We start from the raw sequence: 20,104 nt of genomic DNA, 5'->3' as shown, positions 1-20,104 counted from the left end.
TTTATTTTGAGGCAACATTGGCCGGATCTTCGCTCGATCACGCGTCAGTGATCGATCACTTTGTGTGCAGAACGGCAAACCCGGAAAAGTTCCCGTTGGCATAGTCCTTGAATGAGGGGCGCCGATCGCTTGGCCATTCCGGCCGGTGCGAATTGACCGGAATACCGGGCCGCGACGCAGATCGGGCCGGCGACCGGGGCATCCAGAACAAGGGGGCGCCGCCCATGAAAATCGTGATGGCTATCATCAAGCCGTTCAAGCTCGAGGAGGTCAGGGATGCCCTGACCGGCATCGGCGTCCACGGCCTCACGGTCACCGAGGTCAAGGGCTATGGCCGCCAGAAGGGCCACACCGAAATCTACCGCGGCGCCGAATACGCCGTGAGCTTCCTCCCGAAGCTGAAGATCGAAGTCGCGGTCGCGTCCGATCTCACCAGCAGCGTCATCGACGCCATCGCCGCCGCCGCCCGCACCGGCCAGATCGGCGACGGCAAGATCTTCGTCGTGCCCCTCGAGAAGGCCGTCCGCATCCGCACCGGCGAGACCGACATCGACGCGCTCTGACCGCTCCGCCGGGCCGGGCATCCTCGTTCCGGCCAGTCCCTCTGTCCCTCCTTCACGTCACCATCGCACCGCGACCGGGAGTTCCGTTTCCATGAAACTTCGCAATGCCCTTGCGCTCGGGATGGGAGGCGCCGCGCTGGCCCTTCTGTTCATCGAGCCATCCCTCGCACAATCGCCGACCCCGGAAGCCGCGTCCGCACCGGCCGCGGTCGCTGCCGCCGCACCGGTTCCGAACAAGGGCGACACCGCCTGGATGCTGGTCTCCAGCGCCCTCGTGCTGCTGATGACCGTGCCGGGCCTGGCCCTCTTCTACGGTGGCCTCGTCCGCACGAAGAACATGCTCTCGGTGCTGACGCAGGTCTTCGCCATCGCCTCCATCGTCTGCCTGCTCTGGGTCCTGTTCGGCTACAGCATGGCCTTTACCAACGGCGGCGGTCTTAACGACTTCGTCGGCGGCTTCTCCAAGGTCTTCCTGAAGGGTGTCGACGCGAACTCTGTGGCGGCGACCTTCTCCAACGGCGTCGTCATCCCCGAATACGTCTACATCTGCTTCCAGATGACGTTCGCCATGATCACCCCGGCCCTCATCGTCGGCGCCTTCGCCGAGCGGATGAAGTTCTCGGCGCTGATCGTGTTCTCCGTCCTCTGGGTCACGCTCATCTACTTCCCGATGGCGCACATGGTCTGGTACTGGGGCGGACCCGACGTCGTCGGCAACGCGGCGAAGGCCCTGGCCGATGCCACGGACGACGCCTCCAAGGCTGCGGCCCAGGCGGCCCTCGACGCGGTCAATGCCGATGCCGGAATGATCTTCAAGTGGGGCGCCCTCGACTTCGCCGGCGGCACCGTGGTGCACATCAATGCGGGCATCGCCGGCTTCGTCGGCTGCCTGATGCTCGGCAAGCGTATCGGCTACGGCCGTGACCTGCTCGCCCCGCACTCCCTGACCATGACCGCCATCGGCGCCTCGCTGCTCTGGGTCGGCTGGTTCGGCTTCAACGCCGGTTCGAACCTCGAATCGAACGGCACCACCGCCCTCGCCATGATCAACACCTTCGTCGCCACCGCCGCTGCCGCCGTCTCCTGGCTGTTCGTGGAGTGGATGCTGAAGGGCAAGCCGTCGCTCCTCGGCATGCTCTCCGGCGCCGTCGCGGGCCTCGTGGCCGTCACCCCCGCCGCCGGCTTCGCCGGTCCCATGGGCTCCATCGTCCTCGGCCTCGTCGCCGGTGCGGCCTGCTTCATCATGTGCTCGACGGTGAAGAACGCGCTCGGCTACGACGACTCGCTCGACGTGTTCGGCGTGCACTGCATCGGCGGCATCCTCGGCGCCCTCGCGACCGGCATCCTGGTGAGCCCGGATCTCGGCGGCGTCGGCATCCCCGACTACACCACCAAGCCGGGCGAACTCGTCCTCGGCACCTACGACATGGCCACGCAGATGCTGGCCCAGGGCAAGGCCGTCGGCTTCACCCTGCTGTGGTCCGGCATCGGCTCCGCCATCCTGTACAAGCTCGTCGACCTGACCATCGGTCTGCGCGTGACCCAGGACGAAGAGCGCGAAGGCCTCGATATCGCCGATCACGGCGAGCGCGCCTACAACTACTAAGCTCGTCGCCCGTACCCTAATACTGAGATGAAGGCCCCAGTTGCTCGTCAACCGGGGCCTTTTCTCATGAATTAACGCGGGATTAACCATTCGCCGCGAACGAAACGGCGACGTCGATTCGCGTTCAAGACGGCCGACCTCGCCGGAGTGCGGCTAAAATGTGATCAAAAAACAACATCGCCTACCCAAGTCCCCGGCTAGGCTCGATTTGCCTGTTTAGTAGGCAATTGCATCAAAGTTGGTTTTGCGAAGATCAGATGGATTGGGCACGCTGCAACTCACAGAATAACTGGGGCTGCTTAGACATGACACTGAAGTTGACCGCGCTGGGGACCGCCGCTTCCCTCGCTGCTTTCCTGAGCGTCGGCACCGTCAACGCTGCCGACATGCCGGCTCCCAAGGTCATGCCGGTCGAGGCCAAGGCCCCCGATCCGCTCATCGGCTTCTCGTTCGGCTCGCGCTACCAGACGGATTATAACTTCCGCGGTGTGTCGCAGTCGAACCGCGACGGCAGCTACCAGTCCTTCTTCGAGGCTCAGTATTTCGGCGGCTTCGCCTATACCGGCTTTGCCACCTACCAGACCCGGCTGCCCACTAAGCCGGACATGGAATTCGATCTCACCGCCGGTATCCGCCCGACCTACGACAAGTTCGCCCTCGATCTCGGCGTGATCTACTACTTCTACCCCAACGAGCAGCGCCTGTTCGGACCCAACGGCTTCGGCCGGTTCAACGTGCCGCTGACCACCGCGAACACCGACTTCCTCGAATACGCCGCCAAGGGCACCTGGACCGCGACCGATTCGCTGACCCTCGGCCTCAACGTGTTCTACTCGCCGAACTATCTCGGCCAGCACGCCAACGGCACCTACACCTCCGGCACCGCCGCCTACACCCTGCCGGCGACGTGGTTCTCGTTCCTGCCCGAGGCGTATTCCGGCGGCTTCTCGATCTCGTCGGAGCTCGGCTACTACTTCCTCGGGGCCGCCAAGACCTCGGCCACTCTCCAGACCGCCTTCAACCTCCCGAGCTACCTCTACGGGAACGTCGGCCTGTCCTACACCTACAAGAACATCGTCCTCGACGTCCGCTACCACAACACCGACCTGAGCAAGCAGGAATGCTTCGCCCTCACCGGCGACTTCCGCGGCTTCGTCAACGGCGGAACCTCGCGGTGGTGCGGCGATGCCGTCATCGGCTCGATCACCTTCCAGACCTCCACTGCGGCTCCCGGCATCTACGCCGAGCCGGGCGGTCTCATGAACCTCTTCCGCTAAGCGAGAAGCTCGGCGATGGACGACGAAGGCCCCGGAGCGATCCGGGGCCTTTCTTCGTTGGCGCTCCGAATCGGGCTGCGGAGAGCCGAAGAGGAAATCCGCTCCACCATGGTCCTGACTGCCAAGACGCGAACATGTCTGTGGGCGGCGCTAACGATCTCTAAGCCTTAAACGGACGTTAACTCGGTCGACTTAGCGTTACCGGATCGTTTCTCCCTGCGTCTGGTCCCGTATGCGCTCGCTCCGCCGTTCCGCATCGCCTTACGACACCTTCGTCGACAGCTTCCGGCCATTCATGGCGAAGCGGATGACGGAGCTGGGCGGTCTCATCCTGTTCGCCAGCGCGACCGCGCTCACGGTCGCCCTGGCGACCTGGTCCATCGACGATCCGAGCATCAACCACGCCACCGACCACGCCGCACACAACGTGCTCGGCACCGGCGGTGCCGTGGTGTCCGATCTCGCGATGCAGCTCCTCGGGCTGGGGTCACTCGCCTTCGCGCTGCCGCCGGCCTTCTGGGGCGTTCAGCTCATGCGGTCGCGCGAGCTGCCCCGCGGCGGCCTGCGGCTCACCCTCTGGATCATCGGCTTCTTCGCCGCGAGCGCGGTGGCGAGCGCACTTCCGCCCACCGCACGCTGGCCCTTGCCCACGGGGCTCGGCGGCGTCGCCGGCGATGCCCTGATCCATACCGCTCGGCTCATCGTCGGCGCCATCGCGTCGCCGGCCGCGGCCCTCGTCGGTTTCGCCTTCGCGGCGATCGCGATCCTCTGCCTCACCGGCGCCTGCCGCGCGGGGGCGACTTTGGAGGACGAGGCCTATGACCAGCCGGCCCCGTCCGCGTCGCATCAGCGCTCGCCGTCCCCGGCACGGCACGACGGCCGCTACGAGGAGGACGAGCCGAGCCTGGGCATCGTCTCGCTCGGGACCCTGGCCCATCTGCTGATGGGTGGACGCAGCGCGATCGCGGCGAGACTGGCCGAGTGGCGCGCCGGCCGCGCGGCCGCCGCCACCGATCTCGCCTATGCCGGCGCATCGCCGGCATTGGCCGCGCGCCGCGCCTTCTCCGATGGCGACGACATCCCGTGGTCGACCCATGCGCCCCAGGATAGCGGGAGCCATGGCCGCAGCGGAGCCGGTCAAGGGGGCCAGGACGCGCCCTCAACCCGTCGCGAGCCCGTCTTCGACGCGCCGACCGTCGCCGAGCCCCGTCAGACCCCGCGCCGCGCGGCTCCCGAACCGATCCTGCACGACGACGAGCCGGATGACGGGGACGAGGCGTTCCACATGCCCGGCGAGCCGGCCGCCTCGGTGCCTTCGCCGCGCTCCCGCGTCACGCCTCCGGCACCGTCTCCCGCACCGGCGCCGATCCGGCGCGCGCCTCCGGCTCCGGCCTATGGCGCCGAGGGCTATGCCCATCCCGCCCTGGAACTGCTCGCGGACGCGCCGGGACTGTCGCCGGCCAGCCAGGTCTCGACCGAAGCGCTGGAACAGAACGCGACCCTGCTCGAAGCGACGCTCAGCGATTTCGGCGTGCGCGGCGACATCCTCGCCGTGCGCCCCGGCCCGGTGGTGACGCTCTATGAGCTGGAGCCGGCGCCCGGCACCAAGTCGAGCCGTGTGATCTCGCTCTCGGACGATATCGCGCGCTCGATGTCAGCGGTCTCAGCCCGCGTCGCGGTCGTTCCCGGCCGCAACGCCATCGGCATCGAACTACCCAACGCCCGGCGTGAGACGGTCTATCTGCGCGAACTCCTCGCATCGACCGATTTCGCCGAGACGAAGCAGAGCCTCGCCCTCTGCCTCGGCAAGAATATCGGCGGCGAGCCGATCATCGCCGACCTCGCCAAGATGCCCCACCTGCTGGTCGCCGGCACCACCGGCTCGGGCAAGTCGGTGGCCATCAACACCATGATCCTGTCACTGCTCTACCGGATGAAGCCGGAAGAGTGCCGCCTGATCATGGTCGATCCGAAGATGCTGGAACTGTCCGTCTACGACGGCATCCCGCATCTCCTGTCTCCGGTCGTCACCGATCCGAAGAAGGCGGTCATCGCCCTCAAATGGGCGGTGCGCGAGATGGAGGAGCGCTACAAGAAGATGTCGAAGGTCGGTGTGCGCAACATCGACGGCTTCAACGCGCGCCTCGCCGAAGCGAGGGGGCGCGGCGAGATCCTGACCCGCACGGTCCAGACCGGGTTCGACCGCGAGACCGGCGAGGCGGTCTACGAGACCGAGGAGATGGACCTCAATCCGCTGCCCTACATCGTCATCGTGGTCGACGAGATGGCCGACCTGATGATGGTGGCCGGCAAGGACATCGAGGGCGCGATCCAGCGCCTCGCGCAGATGGCGCGCGCCGCCGGCATCCACCTGATCATGGCGACGCAGCGCCCCTCGGTCGACGTCATCACCGGCACGATCAAGGCGAACTTCCCGACCCGGATCTCCTTCCAGGTCACGAGCAAGATCGACAGCCGCACGATCCTCGGCGAGATGGGTGCGGAGCAGCTGCTCGGCCAGGGCGACATGCTGTTCATGGCCGGCGGCGGGCGCACGACCCGCGTCCACGGCCCGTTCTGCTCGGATTCGGAAGTCGAGAGCGTGGTCGCCCATCTCAAGCGCCAGGGCCGCCCGTCCTATCTCGAAGCCGTCACCGCCGATGACGGCGAGGAGGACGACAAGGGTGGCAAGGGCGGCGGAAAGCCCGGCAAGGGCTCGATCGACGAGATCGAAGTGGACGGTGCGGTGTTCGACCAGGGCAGCTTCGGCGAGAGCGGCGGAGACCTCTACGCCCAGGCGGTGCAGGTCGTCCTGCGCGACAAGAAGGCCTCGACCAGCTACATCCAGCGCCGGCTGCAGATCGGCTACAACCGCGCCGCCTCGCTGATGGAGCGGATGGAGGTCGAGGGCATCGTCGGACAGGCCAATCATGCCGGCAAGCGCGACATCCTCGTGGAGCCCGACCCGCACGAGCTATGATCCGGCGGGGTCACGGGCACGGCCCCCGGCGGCTCCCTAATCCGACACGCCCGAGGCGAAAGCGGGCGCCGTGAGACCGGGGCGGGTCTATTCCGCCGTGAACCGATAGGCCGTCGTTGCCGCGAACCGCTCGCCGGGGCGCAGCACGACCGAGGGAAAGTTCGGGCGGTTCGGCGCATCGGGAAATCCCTGCGCCTCGAAACAGACGGCATCGCCGGACCGGTACAGCCGCCCACCCGACCCGATCACCGCGCCGTCGAGCATGTTGGCGGTGTAGAGCTGCAATCCCGGCTGGGTCGTCGCGATGTCGAGGCGTCGTCCGCTCGACGGATCGAGGGCGGAGGCCGCGTGCCGCAAGGCTCCGGGGTGGCGCAGCACGAAAGTGTGGTCGTAGCCATGCGCCAGGGCGAGCTGCGGATCCGCGTCGCGGATGCCGGCCTCCAGCGCCTTCGGCTCGCGGAAATCGAAGGCGCTCCCCGCCACGGGCCGTATCTCGCCGGTCGGAATCTGCTCGGAATCGGTGGGAAGGTAATGGTCGGCCGCGATGGCGACCCGATGCGCCAGCACCTCGCCGGAGCCCTCGCCGGCAAGGTTGAAATAGCTGTGGTTGGTCAGGTTGAGGATGGTCGGCCGGTCGGTCGAGGCCGCGTAGTCGATCCGCAGGGTCTCGTCGTCGCTCAAGGAATAGGCGACCTCAACGTCGAGAGTGCCGGGAAAGCCCTCCTCGCCGTCGCTCGAGCGATAGGCCAGGACGAGAGCGGTGTCGTCCGCGCGGATCACGCGCCAGATGCGTCGGTCGAACCCGACCGGGCCGCCATGCATGGTGTTGCCGCCGGCATTGTGCGGCAGGCGATACTCGTGCCCGTCGAGGCTGAATCGCCCCTTGGCGATGCGGTTGGCGTAGCGGCCGATGATGGCGCCGAAATGCGCGTCGCTCGCCTCGTATCCGGCGAGATCCCGCGCTCCGAGGGCGACGTTGGCCCAGGTCCCGTTCCGGTCCGGCACCTCGATCCGGCTGACCACGCCGCCGTAATCGAGGATGTGCACGCGCAGGCGCGACCGCGAGAGGGCGTAACGGGCGACGTCCCGCCCGTCCTTCGTCCGTCCGAACGAATCCGCTGCCATGCTCTCATCCGCTCCGCGATCGGGATTGCGATCGGCCTCAACGCGCGGGGCGCGGTTCAGGGTGCGGGAGCCGGCTCTTCCACGTCGCCCGAGAGCTGCATGCGGTGCAGCCTCGCGTAACCGCCCTGCGATCCGATCAGGACCTCGTGCGTTCCGGTCTCGACGATGCGGCCGGCCTCCATCACCACGATCATGTCGGCATCGCGCACGGTGGAGAGGCGGTGCGCGATGACGAGGGTGGTCCGGCCCTGCATGAGGCGCAGGAGCGCACCCTGGACCAGCCGCTCGGATTCGGAATCGAGGGCGCTCGTCGCCTCGTCGAGGAGCAGGATCGGCGCGTCCTTCAGGAAGGCGCGGGCGAGGGAGATGCGCTGGCGCTCGCCCCCCGACAGGCGTCCGCCGGAGGGACCGACGCGGAATTCATAGCCCTCGGCCAACCGGCTGATGAAGCCGTGCGCGGCGGCCGCCTCGGCGGCGGCCTCGATTTCCGCGCGGGTGGCACCGGGGCGACCGAAGCCGATATTGGCGGCGATCGTGTCGTCGAACAGCACCACGTCCTGGGAGACGACCGCCACGGCGGCGCGCAAAGACGGGATCGTGACCTCGCGCAGATCCGCGCCGTCGATGAGCACCCGGCCGGCGGTCACGTCGTACAGACGGGGGACGAGGTTGAGCAGCGACGACTTGCCCGAGCCCGAGCGTCCGACCAGGGCGACGGTGGCGCCGGCGGGGACGACGAGATCGATGCCCTCCAGGGCCGGCGCGTCCTCGCGATAGCGGAAGCGCACGGATTCGAAGCGGATCTCGCCGCCGGTGACGATCAGTGGCACGGCCTCGGACGACTCGCGAATGCGCGGCGCCTCGTCCATCAGGGCGAAGTAGCGCTGGAGCGCCGCGCCGGCTTCCTGAAGGATGGCATTGAGAGTGCCGAGCGCCCGGGCGGGCTGTGCGGCCAGGAGGAGCGCCGCCACGTAACCGGTGAAATCGCCCACGGTCCGGTCACCCGACATCACGCGCTGGCCGACCAGGACCAGCACGGCGGCCACGGCGAAGCCGCCGCCGACCTCCATCAGCGGGTCGAGGCGTCCGCGAGCATTGGCCGCCTTCATCTTCAGGCGGCGGACATTGTCGAACGCGCCCGCCGCGCGGTCCTTGAGGTAGGATTCGAGGGCGTAGGTCTTGGCGATGCGTGCGCCCTGGAGGCTCTCGGTGATGAGGCTCGCGGTCAGGCCCATCTGCTCCTGCGTCGTCGTGGAAACCCGGCGCAGCTTCTTGCCGATGCGGCCGATCGGGCCGGCGACGAAAGGCACGACCACGCCCGCCACCAGGGTCAGCACCGGGTCCATCCAGATCAGGGCGATGACGAGGGCGATCAGCATGGCGAGATCGCGCAGCAGCACGGTGGATATGCGTGTCAGCGCCTCCTTGATGAAGGCGAAATCCGTGGTGAAGCGCTGGGTGAACGCCGCCGGGCTCTCGCGCCCGAGCTGAGCCAGATCGGAATCGATGAGGTGTCCGTAGAGCGCCGCCTGCATGTCGGCCTCGACGCGGGTGACGACCCGGTTGGTCAGCACCGTCTGGCCGAACAGGGCAAAGCCGCGGATCGACGTGATGGCGATGACGATGAGCGGGCCGTAGGTGAGGGCGGACGGGTCCTTGTGGTCGAACGCGTCGAACGCGCCCTTGATCAGGGCAGGGTACAGCCCCGTCGCGGCGCCGACGATGGCGATCAGCACCAGCACCACGGCCAGCGTGGCCCGATGCGGTCGCAGCCATTCGCGCCAGACTCGGCCGAGGAGGGGAAGGGTCTCACCCCGCAGTAGCGGCCGACGGGCCATGATCATCCAGTGTCTGTCGCACGGGGTGGCTCCCGGCGTTCGATCCGGGGGTTTGCCGGTCGATCGCGGGAAGATCAAGCGAACCCGCCAGGCTTGGCAATGTGATAGTGTTACATTAGACGTCCAGCCAGAGCATCAGGCCGCCCCGTTGCCGGGGGAGGCGGCTGCAAGGGCGACAGCAATGCGATCCAGACGTCACGTCATGAAGTCGGGTGCTGCGGCGTGCCTCGGCATCGCACTCGCCCTCTCCGCGTTCGGCAGGATTGCGGAGGCCGAGGAGCCGCTGAAGGCGGTGGCGACCTTCTCCATTCTCGGCGATCTGGTGAAGCAGGTGGGTGGCGACCGGGTCGAGGTCTCGGCCCTCGTCGGTCCCGACGCCGACGCGCATGGCTATAACCCGGCACCGGGAGATGCGCGTAAGCTCGCCGCCGCCCGTCTCGTCGTCGTCAACGGGCTCGGTCTGGAAGGCTGGCTCGACAGGCTGATCAAGGCTTCCGGCACGAAGGCCCCGGTCATCGTCGCCACGAAGGGCGTGAAGCCGATCGAGGGCGACGACGATCACGGGGGAGGGCATGCGGGCCACGTCCACCACGACGATCCCCATGCCTGGCAGAGCATCGCCAACGTGCGGACATATGTCGCCAACATCCGGGACGGATTGGCGACGATCGACCCCGATCATGCCGCCGATTACGCCGCCAACACGAAAGCCTATCTCACCACGCTCGACAGGCTGGAGACCGACATCCGCAGCGCCATCGCGGCGATCCCGCCCGATCATCGCAGGATCATCACCACGCACGATGCGTTCGGCTATTTCACCGCCGCCTATGGCCTCGATTTCATCGCGCCGCAGGGCGTCTCCACCGATAGCGAGGCGAGCCCGAAGGACGTGGCCCGGATCATCCGGCAGATCCGCCGCGACAAGATCCCGGCGGTGTTCCTCGAGAACGTGGCCGACCCGCGCCTGATGCAGCAGATCTCGCGGGAGAGCGGCGCCACGATCGGCGGAAAGGTCTATTCCGACGCCCTCTCCGCCCCGAGCGGTCCGGCGGCGACCTATGTGGCGATGATGCGCAGCAACCTCGCCGCCTTCAGCGCCGCGCTGGGGAAGAAGTAGCCCAGTGATGCACGGGGGAGAGTGACCGCCGAGGTCGCGCGCATGCGCCGCCCCGAACGTGTGGAACGAAGCGGGACCCGATCGGAGGTCCCGCGCGAAAAGCCGGCGCGGGATTCAGCCGGCAGCGTCCCCGATGAGCTTCTGCAGGCAGATCGTCCGGGTGTCGCGATAGCCGAGGTGTTCGTAGAAGTCCCGAACCGCGACGTTCTCCTCACGCACGAGAAGCTGCATCTTCCAGACGCCACGGGCGACCAGCCATCGCTCGGCCGCGTCCATGATGAGCCGGCCGAGACCGCGATCGCGGTGCTGCGGATCGACGGCGACGTAGTAGACCCAGCCGCGGTGCCCGTCCTCGCCGACCATGGCCGTGGCGACGATCCGCCTGCCCGTCTCGGCGACGAGCACGATCGCGTGCGAGTCTCGGCGAGCGAAGGCGATGTCCTTGGCCGGATCGTTCCAGGGCCGCGCGATGCCCGCGGCGTTCCACAGGGCCACGACCTGTCCGAGATCGCCGTCACGGTACGCGCGGGTTGCGGTGTCCATCGGCATCCGCGTCCTCGAGACATGCCGAGCCGATGGCTCAGCCACCGGTCATCGGCGGGAAGAACGCGATCTCCGCCGCCCCGGCAATCGCGGCATCCGGCTTGGCGTGGACCCGGTCGATGGCCGCGCGCACGATGCCGGCATTCTCGAACGCGTATGCATATTCTTCGCCGCGCGCGCTGAGCCAGCCGACGAGATCGGCCACGGTGTCGATCCCGGCGGGCGGGCTCACGATTTCCTCGGCCTTGCCGATGCGTTCGCGCACCCAGGCGAAATACACGAGCTTCATCGTCTGCCTTTCCGGATACGGCGTCAGCGGATCAGCGCGGGTCGTCGATCACGTGCCGGATGCCGGCCCTCATATAGTCGTAGCCGGTGTAGAGCGTCAGGGCCGCCGCGATCCAGAGCAGGGTGGTCCCGGTCCAGATCGTGTTCGGCAGGATCGATTCGCCCGCCTTGCCGGCCACGAGGAAGCCGATCGCCACGAGTTGAAGCGTGGTCTTCCACTTGGCGACGCGGCTTACCGGAACGCCGACCTTCAGCTCCGCCAGATATTCGCGCAGGCCGGAGACGAGGATCTCCCGGCACAGGATCACGATGGCGGCCCAGAGGCTCCAGCCATGGATCGTCTGGTCGGCCACCAGCATCAGCAGGCAGGCGGCGACGAGGAGCTTGTCGGCGATCGGATCGAGCATCCGGCCCAGCGCCGAGCTCTGGTCGTAGGTCCGCGCGACGTAGCCGTCGAGATAATCGGTGATGGCGGCGGCGATGAACACGCCGAGCGCCGCGAACCGCGCGCCATATTCCTCGGGCCAGAACAGCAGCGCCACCACGACCGGCACGGCCACAAGACGCCCATAGGTCAGGCAGTTCGCCAGCGTCCAGGCCGGCGATCGGCGTCGGATGGGAAGGACAGTCATCGACGCGGTGAAACCATGGGCCGGGGGAGGGGTCAACCGCGATGATGCAAACTGTAATCCTGCCACGGTGCCCTACCGCCTTGGAACGGCGTCTGCGCAGCCAGGATGCGGCAGGTCGGATTTTATGCTACCGATCCTCGATACGCTGGGATTTCCGCATATGCAGCCCGCTGAAAAGATCAGCATCACCATGACACCCGACCTCCTTCGGGTGGTGCGCGACAGTGTCGAAGCCGGTGAGTATGCATCGACCAGCGAAGTCATGCGGGATGCGGTTCGGGTCTGGCAGCGTCAGCGGTTGGAAGATGCAGAGCGGCTCGCCGCGATCCGGGCTCGTGTTCGACGGTCCCTCGACGATTCGAGACAGGACCTGACGGCGTCGGACGTGGACCAGCAACTCACGCGCTTGTTCACGGACCACGAGAACGAGACATCGAGTGCGTAGACGTCCGGTCACGTATCGACCGGAAGCACTCGACGATCTCCGAGATATTTTTCGCCTCGTCCGTCAATGGAGCGAAAATACCGCAGTTGCGGCCTCGTTCGTCCGTAGAATCAAGGCACGCTGCGATCGGATCGGAGATGCTCCACACGCCGGACGCCCGCGCGATGACCTCGCAGCCGGACTTCGTACGGTGCCCTTCGAGCATTCCGCCGTGATCGCCTACCAAGTCGAGGATGACAGGGTCCGCATCACCAACATCTTCTACGGCGGGAAGGATTACGAGGCCTTGTATCGCGGGTCGCAGGACGAACCCGTCCCGGACCAGGGCTGATCTCCGAACCCTCCTCGTTCAGCCCCCGGCCTGGAAGAAATCATACACCGCCCGCGCGGTGGCCGCGTTGACGCCGGGCGTCGTCGCCAGGTCCTGCAGGGACGCGCGCTGGATCGCCTTCACCGTCCCGAAATGATGGAGCAGCGCGCGCTTGCGCGTCGGGCCGATGCCGGCGATCTCGTCGAGGGGGTTCCTGATCATCTCGCGCTTGCGCTTCGCCCGGTGCGTGCCGATGGCGAAGCGATGGGCCTCGTCGCGCAGGCGCTGGACGAAGTAGAGGGTGGGATCGCGCGGCGGCAGCTTGAACGGCGGCTTTCCGGGCACGAAGAAGGTCTCGCGCCCGGCATCGCGATCGCGCCCCTTGGCGATGCCGACCAGGGCGACGTCGGTGACGCCGATCTCTTCGAGCGCCGTTCGCGCGGCATCGAGCTGCCCTTTGCCGCCATCGACGAGGACGAGATCCGGCCAGGCTGGCATGGTCTCGCCATCCGGCTCGGGCGCCAATTCGGGCGCCCCGCCTTCAGGGGCCGCCCCGGTCGGCACGCGCGGGTTCTCCTTAACGAGGCGCTTGAAGCGGCGCTGCAGCACCTCCTTCATCATCCCGAAATCGTCGCCCGGTGTCAGCTCCTCGGATTTGATGTTGAAGGTGCGGTAATGCGTCTTCGCGAAACCCGCCGGGCCGGCGACGATCATTCCGCCCACCGCATTGGTGCCCATGATGTGCGAGTTGTCGTAGACCTCGATCCGGCGCGGCGCGGACGGCAGCCCGAAGGATTGTCCCAGGGCGACGAGGAGCTTGCCCTGCGACGCGGTGTCGGCGAGCCGGCGCGCCAGGGCCTCTTTGGCGTTGCGCCGGGCATAATCGACCAGGGCCTTGCGCTCGCCGCGCTGGGGCTGGTGGACCTCGACCCGGTTCTCGGCCCGGCTCGACAGGGCGGCCGCCACCAGTTCCGCATCCTCGATGGCGTGCGAGACGAGGACGACCCGAGGGGCCGGCTTGTCGTCGTAGAACTGGCCAATGAAGGAGCCCAGCACCTCGTCCGGCGTCATGGAGCGGTCGGCCTTGGGGAAGTAGGCGCGGTTGCCCCAGTTCTGGAAGTTGCGGAAGAAGAACACCTCGATGCAGAACTGGCCGGCCTGCTCGTCGAGGGCGAACACATCCGCCTCCTCGATCCCCTGGGTGTTGACGCCTTGCGTCCCCTGGATCGCGGAAAGTGCGCTGATCCGATCGCGGAAACGCGCGGCGCGCTCGAATTCGAGCTTCTCCGACGCGTCCTGCATCTCCTCGCGCATGCGGTCCTTCACGGCGTTGGACTTGCCGGCGAGGAAGCCCTTCGCGTTCTCGGCGAGGGCCTGATATTCGGGCAGGCCGATCTCGCCGGTGCAGGGGCCGGCGCAGCGCTTGATCTGAAAGAGCAGGCAGGGCCGGGTGCGGTTCTCGTAATAGCTGTCGGTGCAGGTGCGCAGCAGGAAGGCGCGCTGAAGCGCGTTGACGGTGCGATTCACCGCCCAGACGGTGGCGAAGGGGCCGTAATAGCTGCCTTTGCGTCGCCTCGCGCCGCGATGCTTGACGATCTGCGGCGCTTCGGAATCCCCGGTGACCAGGATGTAGGGAAACGACTTGTCGTCCCGCATCAGCACGTTGAAGCGCGGCTTCAGCTGCTTGATGAGGTTGGCCTCCAGCAGCAGGGCCTCGGTCTCGGTGGCGGTGGTGACGAATTCCATCGCCGCCGTCTGCGAGATCATCCGGGCGATGCGGTTGGAATGCGCCTGCCCGCGGGCGTAGGAGCCGACCCTGGCTTTGAGGTTCTTGGCCTTGCCGACGTAGAGGACATCGCCCTTCTCGTCGAACATCCGGTAGACGCCCGGTCCCGACGGCAGCGTGGACCAGAAGCGCCGGATGATCTCGGTGCCGGCCTTGACCGCACCGTCCTCGAAATCGAAATCGATCTCCGGCCCGTCGTCGCTATGCTCGAGGGCCTCCTCCGCATCCTCGCGCTCGTCGAACGTATCGGGCGGCATGTCGCCCCTCGAAGGCGAATCCGCCTTGGACGACGAGTCTCGCTGGGAAGGCGTGTCTTTCGCGGGCTGGCGGCTCATGCGCGAGACTTAAGCGCCGCGCATTTGCGAGGGAAGGGGCCGCCCGAACTCCTTCACCGTTCCGGATAGAGCGAAACGTTGTCGCGGCAGCGTCCGCCCGGCCGATCTCTCGTGTCCGGACGATCGGTCGAGACGGGATCGGATGCTAGTCGAACAGCGCGTCGATATCGCCCTGGTCAACATGGCCCGGGTCGTTATCGAGCTTCGGTCCGTTGAGGAGCGAGCTCTCGTCGTCGATATTCGGCCCCTGCGGCACGACACCGAGGATTTCGCTGAACGTATCGAGGCCGCCCCAGGCTTCGATCATCCGGTCCAGGTGCTCCTCGATGAATTTCAGCACCCCGACGATCTTGTTGATGCGCTGGCCGGTCAGATCCTGAAAGTTGCAGGCTTCGTAAGCGACGATGACGCGTTCGAGGATCGTGTCGATGTTGTCGCGACCGGCGGCGATCCGCATGGCACGCAGCGCGCCGGCATTCGTCTCGATCTCCTCGAGGGCGCCGAGGATCGCGCTGGTGGCCTGCTCGGTCGATTCCACCACCGCATCGAGTTCGCCGGCGACGCGCTTCATCCCCTTGCCGGTGTTTTCCGAGTGATAGAGCGTCGCGATCTCCTGCTTGGTACGGGTGATCGCGCCCTTCATCACGTCGAGCTCGGAGCGCATGGCGAAGGCCTCGTTGAGCTCCTTGCGGCAGGCGTCGATGGTTTCCACTGTGCTCGTCTGGGTGACGCGGCGGAGATCCTGGATCGCCGAGAGGATCTCGTCGAGTTTCACGGCATCGACGCCGGAGCGTTCGGCTCCCGGCGCGGCCTCCGCGACCGGCCGCACGCTTGCCAAACCGAGGCTGTCTTCGATGCGGTAGCGCTTCATGTTCATCGGGGATGATCAGCCGGCAGGAGTGACTTGGTCGAGGCGAGGACTTAATCGAGGTGGGACTTGGTAAAGGCAAAACTCGGTAGGCGGTCGCGAAGTCGGAGACGGGGCAAACCTGTCACGGGCACCGCCACCTCGAGGAGCGACGCATTTCCCGACACGAGACGCCTCGAACCACCATCCGACAAAGTGGTTGCCATTTCTTCAACAGATCAAAGGCCGGGCCCGCTTTTTACCGACGATTCATGCTGTTCTTCGAATGCCTCGGCAGGGCGGCGGCGAACTGAACGATTCACCACGTTTTTTCACGCGATTCTCGTCGTCCACGGCCAGCCTTTGGGCGAGATCGGCTGGGCCTGGAGTGTCGCGTGTTGAAGCGTATGGAGTGGTGCGTCGCCTTTGCCTGCCTGGCGGCGACGACGGCAGGAACCGCACAGGCCCAGACGGCCTCCGGCCGCTATGGCGGCGGTTTCATCGAGTTTCTGGTGACGGGCAACGGTACGCCACCGCGCGCGATGCGGTCCGGTCTGGCCGACGATGGCGTGTTGCCGCGCCACCCGGCCGCCACTGGTTACGGCGGCCAGCCGATGCCGCAGATGCTGTCCTCCGGCGACCGCGTTCCCGTCGCGGATCCCTATGCCCAGCCCGTGCGGACGCGGCTCGCCGCCCTGCCGTCGCAGCCCGCACCGGAAATGCAGGCCGCCGTGATCGAGCGCTCACCCGATCCGCGCTTCGCACGCCAGGTCGTCGCCTACGATGGCCGCCAGAGGCCGGGCTCCATCGTCATCGATACCCAGACGAAGTTCCTCTACCTCGTCCAGAGCGGGGGACAGGCGATCCGGTACGGGATCGGTGTCGGCCGTCCGGGTTTCGCCTGGTCGGGGATGAAGACGATTAGCCAGAAGCGCGAATGGCCGGACTGGACGCCTCCGGCGGAGATGCTGCAGCGCCGCCCCGACCTGCCGCGTCACATGGCCGGCGGGCCGGCAAACCCCCTCGGGGCGCGAGCGCTCTATCTCGGCTCGTCGCTGTATCGCATCCACGGCACCAACGAGCCGCATACGATCGGCCAATCGGTTTCGTCCGGCTGCATCCGGATGATGAACGAGGACGTGATCGACCTGTACGAGCGGACCCCGGTGGGGACGAAGGTCGAAGTCCTGTAGCTTCGGCCCATCCCGCATCGCTCTGCGGGAAGTCTGCGAGACATCCGCAAGAGTGAAATATCCGCAAGAGAAAGGCCCGGCGCGCAGGACGCGCGCCGGGCCTTCGATCGTCACCGAGGCTTCACGCGCACAGACGCGTGATGCCGAAACTCAGACCCAGTCGTCGTCGCCGCCACCGCCGAGATCGCCACCGAAATCACCGCCGGTATCGTTGTCGAACGACGCGTCCTGGAAGTCGTTGCCGCCGCCGAGGGCGGAGCCGAGATCCTCGTTACCCGACGCCGCGCTGTCGGCTCCCGGAAGCCCGGCCGCCGCCGCGCTGCCCAGGGCGGAATGACCACCCGCGAACGCGTTCGACAGGGCACTGCCGAGCAGCATGCCGCCCGCGGCACCGGCCGCCATCGGAAGCGCGGTGGCGAGGAACCCGCCGCCGCGCGCGGGGGCAGCCTGCTGACCGGCCCAGGGTCCACCCTGCTGCGGTCCGCCATAGCCCTGCTGCTGGCCGTAGCCCTGTTGCTGACCGTAGCCCTGCTGCGGACCGCCCTGGTTGCCCCAGGGCTGACCGGCCGGACGCTGCGGCTCCTGCGGGCGCGAACCGCCGCCGAAGATGCTCGACAGGAAGCCGCCGCCGCCCTGCGGCTGCTGGGACGCCTGGCGCGCCTGTTCGAGCTGATCGTTCAGGCTCTTGATCGCCTCTTCCTGCACGTAGATCAGCTGCGCCATCGCATAGGGCGCGTAGGGCTGGGCGCGGAGCCTGTCCGCGATGAAGCGCTCGGCATCGGCGTCGCGGGGCTGGCTCGCAGCCTGCTCCAGACGCTGGAAAATGCCGCCGATGACCTCGCGTTCTTCGCTGTTCATGGGGTCGTCCTCCTGAAAGAAGCCTGCGGGCCAATGCCGCTTCGGCGCCTTCGAGATGGGGTGGCGCCCTAGGCTTTGTCAGGGGGGCAACGCGAACTTCGCCGTTACGGATGCACGCCGGCTCGGCGCGGCGCATGAAATTTCGGACAGGTTGCAGGCCCGGGCGCGACAAGTGCTTCCGCCACAAGAAAAAAGAGCCCGGCCTTTCGGCCGGACTCTCTTTCGAAAACCGTGGTCTCCGCCCTTGAGCGAAGACCGGGTTGGATAAGGCCTAGTACGAGCCGAACTTGTAGTTCAGGCCGGCGCGGACGACGGCGAACTCGGTCTCGCGAGCCGAGGGGCTGAGCGCGATGACGTTGGTGGCGGGGTTGAACACCGAACGGGCGCCGCGGCCGTCCTGCTCGAGGTTCACGTACAGGCCTTCGACCTTCAGGGTGACGGCCGAGGACTTGAAGAAGTTGAAGAACGAGTCGGTGGGGAGAGCGTATTCGATACCACCGCCGGCAGCGTAGCCGGTGCGGAAATCGCTGCTGCCCGAACCGCCGTCGCCGTAGGCGAAGCCGCCGGTGCCGTACACGAGGGTGCGGTCGAAGGCGTAACCGATACGGCCGCGAACGGTGCCGAAGAAGTTCATCTCGTTGCCCGGCAGGAGAGCCGTGGCGGCGGGAGCCGAGAAGGCGGCGCCGGGGGTGCCGGTGAAGGTGTAGGTGCCAGCGCGGCTCTTGTTGCCGAAGTCGGTGTACTGGGCGTCAGCTTCGATACCGACGACCACACCCGAACCCGGGGTGAACTGGTAGTTGTAGCCGACCTGGCCACCGCCGGTGAAGCCTTCGAGGCTGTTGTTGTTGTTCGAGACGAGCACGCCGTTGGTGCCGCCCGAGTTCAGCACGGAGCCGGTGGGCAGGTTGTAGCGGTCGCTGTTGCTGCCGGCATCGAAGCCGTAGCCGGCGTTGATACCGAAGTAAGCGCCCGTCCAGGTGAACACCGGCACCGGCACGAAGATCGGCGGGGCAGCGCGGCGCGGAAGATCGGCAGCGAAAGCGGAGCCGGCGATCAGGATGCCGGCGAGGGCGGTGGTGCCCCGAAGGAAGGATGTCATGGTCTGGTCCTCTACTCGTTAGCGCGGCCGGTTTTTTTGGACCGGTCCTGCGCAGTTCCCCGTCTATATAACAGCAACCGTTAGGAAGCTGTTGCATCGCAACCACGCCGCTTGTGTCGAACACGGCCCCTTTGTGGCAGCGATCACCTCGCTAGAGGTAACGCGAGTCGAAAACACCGCAGAACGGCTAAGGTTCACCTAAGGCCCCGCGATTTACGCCCGCCCGGCGATGGCAGATTGACGCACCCACTGGTCGAGTCGAAACTCTCCTAGTCAGCGAGGGCGATGGCGGAGATCAGTCGTCCGTAATCGGCCTCCCCGCGATGGGTGGTGCGTCTGAAGCTGTAGAAGCGCTCGGCATCGGAATAGGTGCACAGGCCGAGGGCCGAAGCGTTGGCGATCCCGGCGTCTCGCAATCTCCGCGCGATGAAGGCCGGCAGATCGAACTGAGCGTGGCCGTCGCGCTCGCCCGTGGCGAAATAGATGTCCGAGCCCGGTACGTCCGCGGAAAAACGTGCCCGGAAATCGTCGCCGACCTCGTAGGCGGCCTGCGAGATCGTCGGTCCCAACACGGCGACGATGTTCTCGCGTGCCGAACCGAGGCTCACCATCGCCTCGACCGTGGCGGCCACCACGCCGGTGAGGGCGCCTTTCCATCCGGCATGGGCGGCGCCGATCACGCGGGCGACCGGGTCGGCGAACAGGATCGGGCCGCAATCGGCCGTGGCGATGCCCAGCGCGAGGTTCGGCACGCGCGTCACCATGGCGTCGGCACGCGGGCGATCGGCGAGGGCCATGGGGCCATCGATGATGGCGACCTCGGCCGAATGGACCTGATACAGGCTCACGAGACGGTCCGGGGCGACGCCGAGATGCTCGGTCATGCGACGCCGGTTCTCGGCCACGTTGCCGGCTTCGTCATTCGAGCCCAACCCGCCGTTCAGGCTGTCATAGAGCCCGTCCGAGACGCCGCCGAGACGGGTGAAGAAGGCGTGCCGGATGCCCGGCTGATCCGCGAGGCTGGACGCTTCGATATGCATGTGCGGTGTCCGTCTGAAAGGGATTGGCGAACGATCGATGACGTCGGTCCGGGGGAGGAGGTCAATTCTCGAACGACTTCCGATGCCGAGCAAAGGCTGGAAGGGTCGAACCGGACGCGGAGCCCATGCCGGTGCGGAAGGCCCTCCGCGCCTTCCGTTCCGACGCGGCCTCGATAGCGCGTTCCGGCCCGGAGCACGACCGGGGACAGCCCCCTCATG

At 66.9% G+C, this 20,104-nt stretch carries 18 protein-coding genes; 8 read left to right on the top strand and 10 right to left on the bottom strand.

Annotated elements, in window-relative coordinates; translation table 11 throughout:
• The first annotated feature begins 224 nt into the window (after positions 1-224).
• From A3OK_RS0111470 to A3OK_RS0111455, 4 genes are all read left to right on the top strand, one after another.
• Complete coding sequence (locus A3OK_RS0111470) at positions 225-563, top strand: P-II family nitrogen regulator (RefSeq protein ID WP_026597170.1); 339 nt, start codon at positions 225-227, stop codon at positions 561-563.
• A 91-nt stretch (positions 564-654) separates the two neighbouring features.
• Positions 655-2,169: an ammonium transporter gene (locus A3OK_RS0111465; RefSeq protein ID WP_026597169.1), complete on the top strand. Its 1,515-nt coding sequence runs from the start codon at positions 655-657 to the stop codon at positions 2,167-2,169.
• 305 nt (positions 2,170-2,474) lie between these two features.
• Positions 2,475-3,446 (top strand): TorF family putative porin, encoded by a 972-nt coding sequence (locus A3OK_RS0111460; RefSeq protein WP_245259344.1) that lies wholly within the window; start codon positions 2,475-2,477, stop codon positions 3,444-3,446.
• A 232-nt stretch (positions 3,447-3,678) separates the two neighbouring features.
• Positions 3,679-6,426, top strand: a complete 2,748-nt coding sequence (locus A3OK_RS0111455; protein WP_019905006.1) for a DNA translocase FtsK — start codon at positions 3,679-3,681, stop codon at positions 6,424-6,426.
• Between the two features lie 87 nt (positions 6,427-6,513).
• Here A3OK_RS0111455 and A3OK_RS0111450 read toward each other — a convergent pair whose 3' ends face one another.
• Both A3OK_RS0111450 and A3OK_RS0111445 read right to left on the bottom strand, forming a co-directional pair.
• Entirely contained in the window at positions 6,514-7,551 is a 1,038-nt protein-coding gene (locus A3OK_RS0111450) for an aldose epimerase family protein (protein WP_019905005.1), read from the bottom strand.
• A 56-nt stretch (positions 7,552-7,607) separates the two neighbouring features.
• Positions 7,608-9,389: an ABC transporter transmembrane domain-containing protein gene (locus A3OK_RS0111445; RefSeq protein ID WP_026597167.1), complete on the bottom strand. Its 1,782-nt coding sequence runs from the start codon at positions 9,387-9,389 to the stop codon at positions 7,608-7,610.
• Positions 9,390-9,591: 202 nt separating this feature from the next.
• On the opposite strand from A3OK_RS0111445, the gene A3OK_RS0111440 reads away from it, so the two are divergent.
• On the top strand, positions 9,592-10,509 hold the full coding sequence (locus tag A3OK_RS0111440) for a metal ABC transporter substrate-binding protein (RefSeq protein WP_019905003.1): 918 nt from the start codon (positions 9,592-9,594) through the stop codon (positions 10,507-10,509).
• Between the two features lie 114 nt (positions 10,510-10,623).
• Here the strand turns inward: A3OK_RS0111440 and A3OK_RS0111435 are convergent, their stop codons facing one another.
• From A3OK_RS0111435 to pgsA, 3 genes are read right to left on the bottom strand one after another with little or no spacing between them, the layout of a single operon-like run.
• Entirely contained in the window at positions 10,624-11,052 is a 429-nt protein-coding gene (locus A3OK_RS0111435; RefSeq protein ID WP_155912007.1) for a GNAT family acetyltransferase, read from the bottom strand.
• Positions 11,053-11,089: 37 nt separating this feature from the next.
• Positions 11,090-11,341: a molybdopterin converting factor subunit 1 gene (moaD, locus tag A3OK_RS0111430; RefSeq protein WP_019905001.1), complete on the bottom strand. Its 252-nt coding sequence runs from the start codon at positions 11,339-11,341 to the stop codon at positions 11,090-11,092.
• Positions 11,342-11,372: 31 nt separating this feature from the next.
• Positions 11,373-11,972, bottom strand: coding sequence for a CDP-diacylglycerol--glycerol-3-phosphate 3-phosphatidyltransferase (gene pgsA, locus A3OK_RS0111425; RefSeq protein WP_026597165.1), 600 nt, complete (start codon positions 11,970-11,972; stop codon positions 11,373-11,375).
• 160 nt (positions 11,973-12,132) lie between these two features.
• On the opposite strand from pgsA, the gene A3OK_RS0111420 reads away from it, so the two are divergent.
• Together A3OK_RS0111420 and A3OK_RS0111415 are read left to right on the top strand one after the other, a co-directional pair.
• Positions 12,133-12,417 carry a CopG family transcriptional regulator gene (locus A3OK_RS0111420; RefSeq protein ID WP_036302787.1) on the top strand — a complete coding sequence of 95 codons (285 nt, stop codon included), beginning with the start codon at positions 12,133-12,135 and terminating at the stop codon, positions 12,415-12,417.
• Positions 12,410-12,748 carry a type II toxin-antitoxin system RelE/ParE family toxin gene (locus A3OK_RS0111415; RefSeq protein ID WP_026597163.1) on the top strand — a complete coding sequence of 113 codons (339 nt, stop codon included), beginning with the start codon at positions 12,410-12,412 and terminating at the stop codon, positions 12,746-12,748. Before A3OK_RS0111420 ends, A3OK_RS0111415 begins: the two co-directional genes overlap by 8 nt.
• A gap of 18 nt (positions 12,749-12,766) precedes the next feature.
• Here A3OK_RS0111415 and uvrC read toward each other — a convergent pair whose 3' ends face one another.
• Positions 12,767-14,770, bottom strand: coding sequence for an excinuclease ABC subunit UvrC (gene uvrC, locus A3OK_RS0111410; protein ID WP_019904997.1), 2,004 nt, complete (start codon positions 14,768-14,770; stop codon positions 12,767-12,769).
• A gap of 223 nt (positions 14,771-14,993) precedes the next feature.
• A complete protein-coding gene (locus A3OK_RS0111400) occupies positions 14,994-15,725 on the bottom strand; it encodes a hypothetical protein (protein ID WP_019904995.1) in 732 nt (243 codons plus the stop codon).
• A gap of 377 nt (positions 15,726-16,102) precedes the next feature.
• Between A3OK_RS0111400 and A3OK_RS0111395 the strand changes: the two genes are divergently transcribed.
• Complete coding sequence (locus A3OK_RS0111395; protein WP_019904994.1) at positions 16,103-16,888, top strand: L,D-transpeptidase; 786 nt, start codon at positions 16,103-16,105, stop codon at positions 16,886-16,888.
• Positions 16,889-17,038: 150 nt separating this feature from the next.
• Here the strand turns inward: A3OK_RS0111395 and A3OK_RS0111390 are convergent, their stop codons facing one another.
• The 3 genes from A3OK_RS0111390 to pgeF all read right to left on the bottom strand — a co-directional run bounded on the left by A3OK_RS0111390 (position 17,039) and on the right by pgeF (position 19,885).
• A complete protein-coding gene (locus tag A3OK_RS0111390) occupies positions 17,039-17,746 on the bottom strand; it encodes a DUF2076 domain-containing protein (RefSeq protein WP_019904993.1) in 708 nt (235 codons plus the stop codon).
• 271 nt (positions 17,747-18,017) lie between these two features.
• On the bottom strand, positions 18,018-18,845 hold the full coding sequence (locus A3OK_RS0111385; protein ID WP_019904992.1) for a hypothetical protein: 828 nt from the start codon (positions 18,843-18,845) through the stop codon (positions 18,018-18,020).
• Positions 18,846-19,114: 269 nt separating this feature from the next.
• Complete coding sequence (gene pgeF, locus A3OK_RS0111380) at positions 19,115-19,885, bottom strand: peptidoglycan editing factor PgeF (protein ID WP_019904991.1); 771 nt, start codon at positions 19,883-19,885, stop codon at positions 19,115-19,117.
• Positions 19,886-20,104 lie beyond the last annotated feature (219 nt).

The sequence above is a fragment of the Methylobacterium sp. 77 genome (assembly GCF_000372825.1).
Taxonomy (GTDB): Bacteria; Pseudomonadota; Alphaproteobacteria; order Rhizobiales; family Beijerinckiaceae; genus Methylobacterium.
This window is presented reverse-complemented; position numbering and strand designations above follow the sequence as displayed.